Raw genomic sequence first — 13,420 nt, forward strand, 5'->3', positions numbered from 1 at the left:
AGAAATAATTGTGTCAGATAAAATAATTGTGAGAAATGGAAAAGTGGTTGAAAGATATTTTACCGATACTAAGTGTCGAGCATGACTGCATATTATCAAAGCAGGGCGATATAACAGTTGCTTACAAAGTTGAGCTACCTGAAATTTATACCCTATCGGATGAGGAATATGAGGTCTTTCATCAGAGTTGGATCAAGGCGATACGGTTATTGCCCAGATTTACTGTATTTCAGAAACAAGACTGGTTTTTTTCAGAAACCTACAGTGCCGCGGAAAGCAGCCAGGATAATTATTTATTCCGGGCCTCGCAGGCACATTTTGAAGGGCGGCCGTTCTTAGGTCACTCCTGTTATATCTATATTACTAAAAAACCTGAGGGCCGCAAGCCGGGAAGTTCGATGTTCTCTTCACTACTGCGGAGAACTATTGTTCCGGCGCAGACGCTCAATGACGAGCTACTGCAAAACTTCCTTGACTGCTGCGGTCAATTTAAAAAGGTATTGGAAGATTGCGGACTGGTGAAGCTCACGCGCGTCTTTGACCGTGAACTGGCCAGTGTACGGAAGAAAGCAGGCGTTATTGAAAGGTACTGTAATCTCAGCAGTGAAAACGAAGCTCCGATGATTAAGGACCTTGTTTTTAAAGACCGCATTTCGGTGGGTAATAAGCGGTGTCAGTTGTTTACTCTTTCCGACGTTGCTGATCTTCCTTCGCTGTGCGGAAGCAGGATCACCTATGACAAATACAGTACCGATAAAACAAAGTTCAGTATCGGTTTTGCAAGCCATGCAGGTCAGTTGTTGAATTGCAATCACCTATATAGCCAATACATCTTTATTGACGATGAGCGGGACGCCATTAAAAAGCTGGAGCGAAAGAAACTTCGCCTGCAATCCCTGTCCGCCTATAGCAGGGAGAATTCAATTTCCCGCGATGCGGTCAACGACTTTTTGAATGAGACCATCAGTCAGCAGCGCTTACCTGTCAAGGCTCATTTCAACCTGCTGGTGTGGGATGAAAATGAAATCAGGCTAAAGGATATCAAGAATATGGTCAGCTCATCCCTTGCGCAGATGGACGCCATTGCAAAGGAAGAAACCGCCGGTGCTGCCCAGATATTTTGGGGTGGTATTCCGGGCAACGGGGCTGACTTCCCCATGAATGATACGTTTGACACATTTTTAGAACAGGCCAGCTGCTTTTTTAACCTGGAAGGATCATCCCGAAGTGTACAGCCTGACCAGGGCATAAGATTTTGCGACCGTCTGTCATCCAAGCCGGTATATGTCGATCTTTTCGACCGGCCGCGCATGGAAGGTGTGAGCTCAAATATGGGAGTGCTGGTCTGTGGCAGCAGCGGCTCAGGAAAATCGATGCTCGTAAATCATATGCTCAACAGCCTGTATGCCCAGGGAGCCCATTGCGTAGTAGTTGATATTGGTGGAAGCTATAAAGGTCTGTGTGAGTTATTGAAAGGTTACTACTTTACCTACGAAGAGCAGAACCCTATTCGCTTTAATCCCTTTTACCTGCCTGGTGGCGAAAGTCTGGATACTGAAAAAAAGGAAAGTATGAAGTCACTGCTGGTGGCACTCTGGAAACAGGATTCAGACGCATTCAATCGTAGTGAATACGTTGCATTGTCTAATGCACTGCAAGGTTACTATGATCTGCTGAGGATCAACAGAACATTATTTCCCTGTTTTGATACTTTTTATGATTACCTGGGAACGGATTATCGCAAGATATTGGAAAGCCAGCATGTGAAGGAAAAGGACTTTGACCTGAATAATTTTCTGTATGTCCTTCGGCCTTATTACAGTGGTGGTGAATTTGATTATTTACTGAACGCAAGGGAGAACCTTGACTTATTGAATCAGCAGTTCATTATCATAGAAATGGATTCGGTCAAGGATCATCCCATACTTTTTCCAGTCTGTACGTTGATCATTGTAGAGCTCTTCCTTTCTAAGATGCGCAAACTGAAAGGAACGCGTAAAGTGCTCTGTATTGATGAAGCCTGGAAAGCCATCGCAAAGACAGGAATGGCTGAATTTCTAAAATACGCTTTCAAGACGATCCGCAAGTTTAACGGCATTCCAATGGTCATTACCCAGGAACTTGATGACTTGGTATCCTCACCAATCATCAAAGATGCCATTATTAATAATGCAGATGTGAAGATCCTGTTGGACATGCGCAAGTTCATGCACAAGTTCGATAAACTTCAGGAAACCCTCGGCCTTTCCGATAAAGGAAAAACGTTCCTGTTATCTGCCAACAAGGATGACCGGGATATCTATTTCAATGTTGGAGGGCAGATACAGATGGTCTATAGGAACGAGCTATGCAAAGAGGAATACTTCGCCTTTACTACCGAAGGTAAGGAACGGGTGGAGGTTATGGAATGGGCTGAAAAGGAGGGAAGCATAGAGGCAGGGATTACTGCACTTATCTCTGATAAACAAAACAAAAATTGAAAAGGAGAATGGATATGAGAAAGAGAACAAAAAAATCAATGGCCTTATTGGCTTGCGTGGTACTGTTGATTATAGCGCCCGCCGGGCGGGCTGAGGCACAAATAATCATTCTGGACGTGATCAAGGCCGGGGTCAAGAAAGTCATTAAGGCCATCGATCTTCAGATACAGCGCCAACAAAATAAGGTGATCTGGATGCAGAATGCGCAGAAGACACTTGAAAATACCATGTCAAAACTCAAGCTGACCGAGATAACCGGATGGGTTGAAAAGCAGAAGAATCTTTACCAGGATTACTACCAGGAACTGGCTAAGGTGAAATCTATGATCACTTCCTACCAGCGCATCAGGGAGATCATCCAGAAGCAGGCGCAGTTGATGGAGGAATACAAACATGTATGGGCCCTGCTTAAAAAAGATGAACGGTTTACTGCGAAAGAACTGGATTACATGGCCGGCGTCTACTCAGGAATACTGGCGCAGAGCGTAGAAAACATTGATCAGATCAGTCTTGTGATCAGTGCATTCGCTACTACGATGGGAGACGCCAAGCGCCTGGAAATTATCAATGCGGCTGCTGATAAAGTAGATGAAAATTTAACTGACCTGACCCGCTTTAGTAACCAGAATATGATGCTGAGCCTGCACCGGGCAAAGGATGCTGACGAAATCAAAGAAATAAAAAAATGGTACGGACTGGAATGAGTTAAAAAATTTAAAAAGGATAAATATTAAACATACAGCCATGAAAGAATTAAGAATAGTGATACTTACCCTGATTTTTGCTTTGTCATTGAGCTCAGGCCAAGCCCAGACCTGGGGAGAGTGGTTTAATCAGAAAAAAACCCAAAAGCAATACCTGTTACAACAGATTGCTGCGCTTAAAGTCTATACCGGTTACCTGCAAAAGGGCTATGAAATTGCTAAAGATGGATTGGGACTGATTGGAGATTTAAAGGATGGTGAGCTGAACCTGCACAGCAACTTTTTCAACTCTTTGAAAAAGGTCAGCCCACGTGTGGCAGGATATACAAGAGTGGCAGACATCATGGCTTTACAACTTTCGATTGTTAAGCAAGCGAAAGAAAATGGGAGAGCCCTTTTTAAGCAAGACCTGTTCAATCCGGAAGAAATACGATACATAACCCAGGTCTTTGACAGGGTGACAAGTGCATCACTTCAAAGCCTGGAGGAGCTGGTAGATGTACTGACAAGCGGAAAGCTGGAGATGAAGGATGACGAACGCATTAGTCGAATAGACCTTATCTACAAACAGATGCTGGACCATTACGCCTTTTGTACGGATTTTAGCAACCAAACGCTGGGTTTGTATCAACAGAAAGCACAAGAGCTAAGAGATATTCAGGTTAGCCGCATAATAAACAACATAAAAGATTAAAGATATGATAAGGCAATTTTTAATGGTCATAATGGTACTTGGCTGTGCCTTGGCTGGCAACGCTCAAACTGATGAAGCCGCACAGCTGCTACTTAACGTGGAAAAACTCGCCCAATTCAAACAGATATTATCCGACTTGAAAAAAGGATACGAAGTGGTGTCAAAGGGATACTCAACCGTTAAAGATCTGTCTGAAGGAAATTTCAGCCTGCATAAAACTTTCCTGGACGCTCTTTTGCAAGTATCACCGGGCGTAAGGAAGTACAAGCGTGTGGCTGACATTATAGCCGGGCAGATTGCCCTGGTTAAAGAATCCAAAGAACATTTCACGAAGGTGAGAAATGGACAGCGCTTCTCATTGGATGAGATCAATTACATCGACCAGGTATATGGCAATCTTTTGAAGGAAGGCATAAGAAATATTGAAGACCTCACCACGATCCTTACGGCCAATCAGCTAAGGATGAGTGATGACGAGCGTTTCAAGGCAATTGACCAAATATATAGTCAGATGCAGGACAAGCTTTCTTTTTTAAGAAGCTTTAATAATAAGACCAGCATACTCGCACTTCAAAAAGCAAAGGAATCAAGGGATATACAGGGTGTAAAAAATAGTTACGGGATAAAATAACAATCAATTTATGGCTAAGTGTAAAAGAGCCGCTTTTATAGCGGTAGTGGGGATGGTATTGCCTCAGAGTTTATTCGCAAGGGGTGTTGCAGATGATATCGGCGGCCTGCAGACAGTATTGGATCAGCTTTATACGGAAATGATGCCGTTGTGTAAAGACCTGATCACAGTCGGCAGAAGTATTGCCGGATTCGCAGCGTTGTGGTATATCGCCTCAAGGGTATGGAAGCATATCGCCAGTTCAGAGCCGATTGACTTCTATCCGCTATTCAGACCTTTTGCCTTGGGATTCTGCATCATAATGTTCCCGGCCGTAATCAGTCTGATCAATGGGGTAATGATGCCCACTGTTACAGGTACTGCTAAGATGGTAGAAGGCTCCGATAAGGCAATTACTGCACTCCTAAAAGAAAAGGAAGAAGCGCTGAAGAAGACACCACTCTGGGAAATGTATGTCGGAGATAATGATGAAGGCAATCGGGATCAATGGTATCGCTATACTCATGACAATAAAGATCCTTCGAATGAAGGCATGTTAGAAAGCATAGGCAATGATATCAGGTTCTCTATGTCTAAATGGAAATACAATACACAGAACGCGGTTAAGGAGGTACTTAGCCAGATTCTAAAAATAGTCTTCCAGGCTGCGGCATTATGCATCAATACCCTGCGCACTTTTCAGCTCATTGTCCTGGCAATACTTGGTCCGCTCGCTTTCGGCATTGCAGTATTTGATGGGTTTCAACACACGCTGACGGCATGGATTGCGAAATACATCAATATTTTTTTGTGGTTGCCGGTAGCAAATATATTCGGCGCAATCATTGGAAAGATCCAGGAGCAGATGCTCAAACTGGATCTCAGCCAGATCAATACTGCAGGAGATACTTTTTTCAGCTCCAATGATATTGCTTACATGGTCTTCATGTTGATAGCCATTGTTGGATACACGACCGTTCCAAGTGTAGCCAACAGTATTGTCAACGCCGGTGGTGGTGGCGGCCTGCAACAAAAGATAACAAGTATGACTTCGGGAGCCGGAGGTATAGCAACCGGAGGTGCCGGTGCTTTCGGATCAAGATCGATGGATGCAATCGGTAATATCTCGCATATTCCAGGACAGGTCAGTGAAGGGTATTACGGGAAGGACAAGCAGTCGGGAAGTGGATATATGGGCGATAAACTCTCCGGTAACGTTTAAATGATCGGATATGTTCACAGCAACTAAAAATATAGACACTGCCTTTCGGCAGTACAGAACCTTCTGCTTGTTATTTATGATCTGCAATGTGATTACCATTTGCTTTTGCATTTACCGTTGTGAAAAGCGCATCGATAAAGCAGAGAACAAAGTCCTTATTCTTTTAAACGGGGCGGTAGTAAAAGCGATGGCTTCCAATCGTAAAGACAATCTGGTTGTAGAGGCGAAAGATCACATCAAGTCTTTTCACGAACACTTCTTTTCTCTTGACCCGGATGAAAAAGTGATCATTTCTAACATTACTGAAGCATTATACCTGGCAGATGGAACCGCAAAGCGAGCCTACGATAATCTGAAAGAAAGCGGTTATTACTCTGGCATCATTAGCAGCAATATCAGCCAGCAAATACATGTTGACAGCGTTACGCTTCAGACCGAGGAGTATCCTTACCTGTTCAGGTGTTATGCCACTCAAAAAATAGCCCGGTCAACAAGCACCGTGTTAAGGTCACTGGTTACGCAGGGAACGTTGCGTAATGTTAGCCGTAGTGATAATAACCCCCACGGCTTTCTTATCCAGGATTGGGCAACTGTTGAAAACAGGGATATAGACGTAAAAAAATAAACAACGATAAACGAGCATCATGGTTAAATTTTTAAAAAATAAAGGGCATTCCAAAAAGGTGGGCACAGACAGTAAAGGCAGTATTTCTAAGGCTGTTGCATGCCTGATCTCAACTATTCAAACAAGATGGGCAGCATACATGAACAAAATGACAGCAGGGTTTTCCCGAAGAACGCAAATATTAATCCTGGTATTATTTACTGGAATAACGCTGTTCATATTAATCAAGCCTTTAACAGGCATTTTTTCTCGTAGTGATCCTCTGATTTTAAACACTGGTTCGTTGCATCAACCTCGCCTGATTATTCCGGAAAGAAAAGCAAAAGATGTTTCTGATCAGCAGCTTTTGGAACTGCGACAATTTAAAATATACAGGGATAGCCTCAACGATACAGCGAATCTGAATAAAGTTTTGGAGCGTCTTCCTGGCGTCAGACCTGGCTTAATTGAAAGGACACCAAAGGATACGACAAATATGAAAACGCCGAAGGATGGAAATTAAATCACTGATTTAAACAAGAACAAAAATGAATAACGAACAAAGTCAAATGAAGAATCGTAAGCTTAAATTCTTACTTGTTGTTCCAGCATTAATCATTCCCTTTATAACACTTTTATTTTGGGCATTGGGTGGTGGAGCGGTTGAAAAAGCGGAGGCCGGATCGAATATGAGCATAGGTTTAAACACTACGCTTCCCGATGCCAGGCTGAAGGAAGACCCGGCGGACAAGCTGAGCTATTATGATCAGGCGGAAACTGATTCCGCAAAGATTAAAGGGGAGATGGATAATGACCCTTATCAACAGACTGTGGGGGGTAACGACAGCACATCCTTGTCTTCTCTTGGTTATAAAAGTGAAGATATCTTGCCAACCGAGGGTGCTCAATTCAACGCTACGGCATTCAACGAAAGAAAGGTTTATGAAAGGCTGGACCAGCTTAACCGTACCATCAACCAGGAACAAAAAACCTCCACAGCTTCAAATGTGCCTACTGGTCGTGGACCTGCGCATAGCCCAGAAAATTCTGAAGTCGCACGGTTGGAGCAAATGATGCAAATGATGAATCGTCCGGCCGAACCAGACCAGGAGATGAACCAGCTCAACGGCATGTTGGATAAAATACTGGATATTCAGAACCCACAACGGGTACGTGACCAATTAAAGCAGCAATCTGCTTTAAAGAAAGGACAGGTGTTTGCGGTGACCACCAACCAAAGCGATGCACCTATTACATTGTTAGAAACGGAGCAGGACTCTAAAAGAAAAAAACAAGATAGATCAGCTGCGCCGATAAACGGCTTTCACTCGATCGGCTCAGGTTCTATGTCTTCCGGAGACAGTCAGAATACGATAATGGCTATTGTGTTCGGGAAACAGACGGTTGTTTCCGGCGCTTTGATCAAGCTGCAGCTAGTGAATTCCATTTTTATTAATGGCGTAATGATACCCAATGGAGAATTCATCTATGGAACGGCCACACTAAGTGGTGAACGTTTGGAAGTTCATATAGGCAAGGTTACCTATCGCAAATCGGTTTACCCGGTCGAATTAACGGTGTGTGATGTAAATGGCATCGAGGGTATTTATATTCCCGGAGCTATCAGCCGTGATGTTGCCAAAACTTCAGCAGATCAGGGACTGCAAAGCGTAGGTCTAAGCACGCTTGACCCTTCTATCGGCATGCAGGCTGCCAGTGTTGGCATACAAGCTGCCAAAAGCTTTCTAAGTAAAAAAGTAAAGCTCATAAGCGTCACAGTGAACTCCGGGCATATTGTCCTCCTGAGAGATGACAACCAAAAATAATAAAGTGAATAATTGAACCAAATAAAATTCCAGAGATGAAAAGAAAATGTGCTGTATGGATTGGAATGCTTGCCATGATATTGAATTTAAATGCTTTTGCCCAGGAGCAGAAGGAAACGGATGTACAGCCATCCAGGTTGACTATTACCCACAATAAAACTACTAACCTGATCTTTCCCTATGCTATTAAAAGTGCAGACATAGGTAGCTCAGATGTAATTGCGCAAAAGGCATTGGGTGTTGAAAATTTACTGCAGATTAAAGCTGCCAAACGTAGTTTCGATGAAACCAACTTAACGGTTGTTACGGTGGACGGCAGTTTTTTCTCCTACCTGCTCAATTATACGCTAAGTCCATTAAAACTCAATATCAAGGCGGAAAACCCGCAGATCAGGGCAAATGCTGTAGCGGTATTCTCCGAAGATGCCACAACTGACAGGATCAAAAAAAATGCAGAGAAAGTAATCAATAACCAGCGGGTCATAAAAAATAAAAGGGGCGACAATAATGAAGTGTTCCTGGACTTAAAAGGGCTTTATATCAATGGCGATGTGTTCTACCTGCAATTGTACTTACAAAACCGCTCCGTTATCAGTTACGATGTAAAATCACTAAAGCTATATCTCAGGGATACCAAGCGGAGCAAGAGAACAGCTTCCCAGGAGATTGAAGTCACTCCCTTGTATGTCCATGGTGACGTAAAGCGGATCAGTGAAAATTCTGAAAAGACAGTGGTGATTGCCGTTTCCAAATTTACCATACCTGATAAAAAACGCCTGGAAATTGAAATGATGGAAGACGGTGGTGGCCGGAATATGACCATCCAGATCGGGAATGCAACCATTATGAACGCCGTAAAAGTAGATTAGTCAACAACAATAAATTAGAAACAAATAAAGCATGTGAGTTATGGAAGATGTGAATGAGAAAAATGCAGCGTATCTGGACAAACAATTGTTCAATACAGGGTTTGGAGAAGAAGATCCGGCAAAGCTCCGGGAGCTGATGGCCCAGGGAAAAGAACGGTTTGAATATCCGCTTAAAATAGATTACGGCTCGGATACGGCCAATGTGGTCAGAAATTTTGCACTATCTGATAAAGGAAACTATTTTTTTAATACCTATTCAGTGTCTGTGGAGCGTGAGGGAGCTGATCCGGTAAAACAATTATTCTACGTGAGGCGCCCGGAAAAAGTAATCTCTCAAAAGGATGGGATGGAGCCCAAGGAATGGATTAACAGTACTATCACTATGAAAGAAGCATACAACCTTCTTAAAGGCCGGCCAGTGTTAAAGGATTACCTGACTAAAGATGGCGAACATTATAAAGCATGGACTCACCTCGACTTTAAAAAAACCGATAAGCATGGCAATTATCTGGTTGAAAAGGAACCGTACTTTGACATCAAAGACCAGATTGCAAGTCTTCCGATCAAAGACATCGATAAAGATGGGGTACTTGACAAAATAGTAGACTCTATTCACAAGGGGAACAGGCAATCTGTGCAAATGGTCGCCGATAATGGCGTTGAAGTGGAAATGTTTATAGGCACTAACCTGAAAGCAGAATCCTATTCTGTATTCAGTAAGTATAATGTCAGGCCGAATGACTGGAAAGCCTACATCGAAAAAGCCAGCCTGGAGGTTAAGACCGAAGCTGGCGGGCAGGATTTAACGAAAGATAAATCTGTATCGGTCAAAACCAGTGATGTCTCTAATACGAATCAATCCCCCGTAGCTGACAATAAAGAATCCGAAAAAAAGATTGAACAGGGAGCAAAGCGTAACCAACAACAATCTGCCAGCGCGGGGAACGATGATGTTACAGGAAAAAGAAGAAGCAGGAAAAAGGGTGTGAAGCAATAAGCTAACCGGTCGGTGATGGAAGAAAACAATAAAGTAGCAGATTATTGGCGTATGTGGAAACAAAGGGAAGAGCGTTTAAAAAAGCTCTTCCCTAAGGGCCTGGAAGACCAGCGGCCCTTCTTATTGGATAAGCTTAGTCATATGGAAACTGTACGGACAAAATTTGCCAAAGGCTTAAACGAAGAGGAACGCCTCACCTTCAAAATTTTGGAATTAGAGCGGCAGAAACTAACTAAGCAGGTATATCCAAATGGCCTCCTAAGGACGATCAGAAACCTCATTATGGCCTACGTAAAGAGGAAGGCGAATAAGAAGGAAAATAGTCAAAATACCAGCAATGTAAATGAAATCACTCGTCAGCTTAAAGATGCAGGCTTTGGACAGGCGATTCCTACATTAATGGAAAAAGTGGCAAAGGGACTTACCAATTTCGACGTACCGATAGCACACTACGTCTCTCCAACGCAAAGAATGGAGTATCAGTTGTCGTTTTCCCGAAGTACAGATGATCTGGTCCAGCTTTCTAATATTAAAGCAAAACTGATCAATGAACGAAGACCTGAAGATGAAAAGAAACACAATTTTTTAATTGGAAAGGACGAGTTGCTGTCTTCCCATCAGGCTTTTAATCTTTTAGATGGACGCGCCATCCGTAAGGACGATTCGGACTTCAACTGGATTCAGTTCGATCTGAACGACCGTAATCATAACGGCAGCTATAGAGTAAAGGAATTTGGTAAGGAGTATGACCAGCAAATGACCAGGCTAATTGACAGGCTTCCAATAAACGATGAAGAAAAAATGCGGGTAAAAGAAGGGTTAATGCTAGGTGAGCGTATGCAAATTGTTGTAGGGTATGGGGGTAATGATACTCATTATTCACTTAGGGCTAACCCACAGTCCAATGAAATCACTATCGTCACCCCGCAGGGAGGGAAGGTAAGTATTGATGATTTGATTAAAATTTCATCGGGAGCACTTCAAAAAATCGAATCTGCCCCAGACACAACTCAACAATCGTCAAAAAAGCTGAATGAAAATACTCGATCGGTAAAAGAAGATCAGAGCAAACCAGAAAACAGGAATAGCAGAAGAAACAGAAGCCATGGAAAAAAGCATAGAGCAGCTTAGCCTGCTTAAAGATTTCTTTCAGAAAATCCTAAGCGACCCAAGAATCGGTGCCAGTCACATCAGTGTGTTTTGCGCACTTGTCCAGATGGCAGCTGACACGGATTCTAATCCTGTGTTGTTGAGAAGTTATGAGGTAATGGAGGCATCAAAAATTTTAGGGCTGGCAACCTACCATCGCTGCATCAAAGACCTTCATGAGCAGGGATACCTGAGATATAGTCCATCTTATAATCATAGAAAAAAAAGCAGGTTCTATTTGTCCTGCTAAAAAACAAAGTGCGTATGGAATGTGTGACGAAAGACGATTTAAGGATGTTTAGGATGCAACTGCTTAACGACATCAAGCAATTATTAACAAGCCAAATCAAGGAGGAGATTACAGAACAAAAAAAATGGGTTAAAGGCCATGTGGTTAAGGCGAGGCTGGAAATTTGCGCCAGCACTCTGCAGAACTATAGAGTAGCAGGCATTCTGAAAGGAAAAAAGATCAAAGGTTCATGGTTTTATTGTCAGGAGGACATTGATGCGCTCTTTAACAAAGGGAGGGGCTCATGAATATAGATGCTTACTTGTTGAAAGAATATTTGAAGATATTGTGTGTTGATTCCCGGATAACGGTTTGGCATATTGCAATGGTCTTCGCATTTGTTCAACTCGCAGATAGAAATCTTAGTCATGCTATATATATATCCCGGAGGAGGGTAATGGCGCATTCAAGAATAAAAAGTATAGTAACCTATCACAAATATTTGAAGGACCTTGAAGTCTTCGGTTATATTGAATATCGTCCTTCATATCATCCTGGGGTACGCAGTTTTGTAAGATTGATTTTAGCACAATAGTTAACAAAAAAGGAGGAGTCTGTTGCTCCTCCTTTTTTGTTTTACATTTCTTGATTCTGGGCGCGTTTGGATTTGAGCAGCCGCATATCCTGACTAACTTTCGTGTCCAGGATCTTTGCATAGTGCTGCGTTTGACGAATGTTACTATGACCGAGCATTCTTGATACAGTCTCTATTGGAACACCATTACTAAGAGTAATAGTGGTTGCAAATGTGTACCGGGCTCTGTGAAAATCAAGTACCTCGACTGATCTTATTCCACAAACAGCAGCAATTTCTTTCAAATACTCATTCACTTTTTGATTAGAAAACACTGGTAGGACAAATCCTCCATTTAAACAAATAGGGTGAGTTTTGTGCTTTTCAATTATCTCCAGTGCTTCCGGAAGCAAGGGAACCCGAACCGAAGATTTTGTTTTCTGCCTAAAAGTGCCAATCCACATCTCACCGTCATCAGCAGCAAATAAATCCGAGTAACGAAGTTTCTTGACATCTGCATAGGCCAAACCGGTATAACATGAAAAAAGAAAAACGTCTTTGACAATCGACAACCTTTCTGTTTCAAAATTTTTCTTTGTCAGTCGGGTTAATTCATCAAGCGTTAATGGCGATCGGTGTACTTCTTTCTTTTTTTGCTTAAAGCCAATAAAGGGATCTCGCTGTAACCATCCTTTTAAAAGGCATTCAATGACAATTTTTTTGAAATTCCCCAGGTATTTAAGCGCCGTATTTTGATTGCACTTCCTTACCGTCTTCAGCCAATAAAAATATTCCGTGATAAATTCAAAGTTTAATTCAGAAAGCGGAATATCATCTTTGCAATAAAATGATTTTATGAAATTTCTTGTATGATCAAATGAAGTTTGAAAGCGCTGCATAGTTCCAGGTGCATAATCAATGCCTATCAGTGTCCTCATTTGATCATTATGGGATTTAAAAATCTCCATAATCATTTTCTTTTCTTCGGATAGACCTAGCAAATAATTCTTAAGCGCCTCGGCTGTTATTTCCTTCGACCTGTTTAATAGATAGGTCTCTGCAAGGTGTATCTGAGTTGTTAGTGCGTCTAAGTGAACGTTTAACGTTCGGGCGTCTTCCCGGTTTGTCGATGCTCTTCCCGCTTTCTGGTTCCACCTGTTGGGGTCCCATTGTCTTTTTGTAGACAGTTCTTTGGAATCTCCATTCACAGTAATTCTGAGATATACCATACGAAGGCTATCTTTCTTTTGATTTTTGGGTTGTTTCAGGAAAAACAACACTCCAATACTCTTCTCCATCATAACGAATTTTTAAAGTTTGAAATTCGAAATGCTGCTCTTGATTATCAAGATGTAATATGGAATGAACAGGTTGTAAATCAACGGATTAACCTGAAAAAATCACGTCTTTTTTTTCATAAATGGCGGTGCCACGAATGACGTGATTTTTTTATAGGCTAATT

14 protein-coding genes are annotated in these 13,420 nt (G+C 42.3%); 13 read left to right on the forward strand and 1 reads right to left on the reverse strand.

What is annotated here, in order from left to right; all coding sequences use genetic code 11:
• Nucleotides 1-35: 35 nt before the first annotated feature.
• The 13 genes from R2Q78_RS00465 to R2Q78_RS00525 are packed head-to-tail and all read left to right on the forward strand — an operon-like array spanning nucleotide 36 to nucleotide 11,692.
• On the forward strand, nucleotides 36-2,480 hold the full coding sequence (locus tag R2Q78_RS00465; protein WP_316787846.1) for a TraG family conjugative transposon ATPase: 2,445 nt from the start codon (nucleotides 36-38) through the stop codon (nucleotides 2,478-2,480).
• 14 nt (nucleotides 2,481-2,494) lie between these two features.
• On the forward strand, nucleotides 2,495-3,184 hold the full coding sequence (locus tag R2Q78_RS00470; protein ID WP_316787848.1) for a conjugal transfer protein TraI: 690 nt from the start codon (nucleotides 2,495-2,497) through the stop codon (nucleotides 3,182-3,184).
• A 40-nt stretch (nucleotides 3,185-3,224) separates the two neighbouring features.
• Nucleotides 3,225-3,878, forward strand: a complete 654-nt coding sequence (locus R2Q78_RS00475) for a hypothetical protein (RefSeq protein WP_316787850.1) — start codon at nucleotides 3,225-3,227, stop codon at nucleotides 3,876-3,878.
• A gap of 4 nt (nucleotides 3,879-3,882) precedes the next feature.
• A complete protein-coding gene (locus tag R2Q78_RS00480) occupies nucleotides 3,883-4,509 on the forward strand; it encodes a TerB family tellurite resistance protein (RefSeq protein ID WP_316787852.1) in 627 nt (208 codons plus the stop codon).
• A gap of 10 nt (nucleotides 4,510-4,519) precedes the next feature.
• Nucleotides 4,520-5,710: a conjugative transposon protein TraJ gene (gene traJ, locus R2Q78_RS00485; RefSeq protein WP_316787854.1), complete on the forward strand. Its 1,191-nt coding sequence runs from the start codon at nucleotides 4,520-4,522 to the stop codon at nucleotides 5,708-5,710.
• Nucleotides 5,711-5,720: 10 nt separating this feature from the next.
• Nucleotides 5,721-6,335 carry a conjugative transposon protein TraK gene (gene traK / locus R2Q78_RS00490; protein WP_316787856.1) on the forward strand — a complete coding sequence of 205 codons (615 nt, stop codon included), beginning with the start codon at nucleotides 5,721-5,723 and terminating at the stop codon, nucleotides 6,333-6,335.
• 19 nt (nucleotides 6,336-6,354) lie between these two features.
• A complete protein-coding gene (locus tag R2Q78_RS00495; RefSeq protein ID WP_316787858.1) occupies nucleotides 6,355-6,837 on the forward strand; it encodes a hypothetical protein in 483 nt (160 codons plus the stop codon).
• A gap of 25 nt (nucleotides 6,838-6,862) precedes the next feature.
• Complete coding sequence (gene traM / locus R2Q78_RS00500) at nucleotides 6,863-8,140, forward strand: conjugative transposon protein TraM (RefSeq protein WP_316787860.1); 1,278 nt, start codon at nucleotides 6,863-6,865, stop codon at nucleotides 8,138-8,140.
• 35 nt (nucleotides 8,141-8,175) lie between these two features.
• The gene (gene traN / locus R2Q78_RS00505) at nucleotides 8,176-9,009 is read left to right on the forward strand and encodes a conjugative transposon protein TraN (RefSeq protein WP_316787862.1); all 834 of its coding nucleotides are present in this window, start codon (nucleotides 8,176-8,178) and stop codon (nucleotides 9,007-9,009) included.
• 40 nt (nucleotides 9,010-9,049) lie between these two features.
• Entirely contained in the window at nucleotides 9,050-10,006 is a 957-nt protein-coding gene (locus tag R2Q78_RS00510) for a hypothetical protein (protein WP_316787864.1), read from the forward strand.
• A 15-nt stretch (nucleotides 10,007-10,021) separates the two neighbouring features.
• Complete coding sequence (locus R2Q78_RS00515; RefSeq protein ID WP_316787866.1) at nucleotides 10,022-11,137, forward strand: hypothetical protein; 1,116 nt, start codon at nucleotides 10,022-10,024, stop codon at nucleotides 11,135-11,137.
• Nucleotides 11,112-11,405 carry a hypothetical protein gene (locus tag R2Q78_RS00520; protein ID WP_316787868.1) on the forward strand — a complete coding sequence of 98 codons (294 nt, stop codon included), beginning with the start codon at nucleotides 11,112-11,114 and terminating at the stop codon, nucleotides 11,403-11,405. Before R2Q78_RS00515 ends, R2Q78_RS00520 begins: the two co-directional genes overlap by 26 nt.
• A gap of 14 nt (nucleotides 11,406-11,419) precedes the next feature.
• Nucleotides 11,420-11,692 carry a DNA-binding protein gene (locus tag R2Q78_RS00525; RefSeq protein WP_316787869.1) on the forward strand — a complete coding sequence of 91 codons (273 nt, stop codon included), beginning with the start codon at nucleotides 11,420-11,422 and terminating at the stop codon, nucleotides 11,690-11,692.
• 328 nt (nucleotides 11,693-12,020) lie between these two features.
• Here R2Q78_RS00525 and R2Q78_RS00530 read toward each other — a convergent pair whose 3' ends face one another.
• Nucleotides 12,021-13,259 carry a site-specific integrase gene (locus R2Q78_RS00530; protein WP_316787871.1) on the reverse strand — a complete coding sequence of 413 codons (1,239 nt, stop codon included), beginning with the start codon at nucleotides 13,257-13,259 and terminating at the stop codon, nucleotides 12,021-12,023.
• Between the last annotated feature and the right edge of the window lie 161 nt (nucleotides 13,260-13,420).

Source organism: Pedobacter frigoris (assembly GCF_032678645.1).
In the GTDB taxonomy this organism is placed as follows: domain Bacteria; phylum Bacteroidota; class Bacteroidia; order Sphingobacteriales; family Sphingobacteriaceae; genus Pedobacter; species Pedobacter frigoris_A.

Coding starts and splice junctions, on each gene's coding strand:
- traJ (WP_316787854.1), top strand. CDS start 4,520: ATGGCTAAGTGTAAAAGAGCCGCTTTTATAGCGGTAGTGGGGATGGTA.
- R2Q78_RS00530 (WP_316787871.1), bottom strand. CDS start 13,259: ATGATGGAGAAGAGTATTGGAGTGTTGTTTTTCCTGAAACAACCCAAA.
- R2Q78_RS00470 (WP_316787848.1), top strand. CDS start 2,495: ATGAGAAAGAGAACAAAAAAATCAATGGCCTTATTGGCTTGCGTGGTA.
- R2Q78_RS00475 (WP_316787850.1), top strand. CDS start 3,225: ATGAAAGAATTAAGAATAGTGATACTTACCCTGATTTTTGCTTTGTCA.
- traK (WP_316787856.1), top strand. CDS start 5,721: ATGTTCACAGCAACTAAAAATATAGACACTGCCTTTCGGCAGTACAGA.
- R2Q78_RS00465 (WP_316787846.1), top strand. CDS start 36: ATGGAAAAGTGGTTGAAAGATATTTTACCGATACTAAGTGTCGAGCAT.
- R2Q78_RS00525 (WP_316787869.1), top strand. CDS start 11,420: ATGGAATGTGTGACGAAAGACGATTTAAGGATGTTTAGGATGCAACTG.
- R2Q78_RS00480 (WP_316787852.1), top strand. CDS start 3,883: ATGATAAGGCAATTTTTAATGGTCATAATGGTACTTGGCTGTGCCTTG.
- R2Q78_RS00515 (WP_316787866.1), top strand. CDS start 10,022: ATGGAAGAAAACAATAAAGTAGCAGATTATTGGCGTATGTGGAAACAA.
- R2Q78_RS00495 (WP_316787858.1), top strand. CDS start 6,355: ATGGTTAAATTTTTAAAAAATAAAGGGCATTCCAAAAAGGTGGGCACA.
- R2Q78_RS00510 (WP_316787864.1), top strand. CDS start 9,050: ATGGAAGATGTGAATGAGAAAAATGCAGCGTATCTGGACAAACAATTG.
- traN (WP_316787862.1), top strand. CDS start 8,176: ATGAAAAGAAAATGTGCTGTATGGATTGGAATGCTTGCCATGATATTG.
- R2Q78_RS00520 (WP_316787868.1), top strand. CDS start 11,112: ATGGAAAAAAGCATAGAGCAGCTTAGCCTGCTTAAAGATTTCTTTCAG.
- traM (WP_316787860.1), top strand. CDS start 6,863: ATGAATAACGAACAAAGTCAAATGAAGAATCGTAAGCTTAAATTCTTA.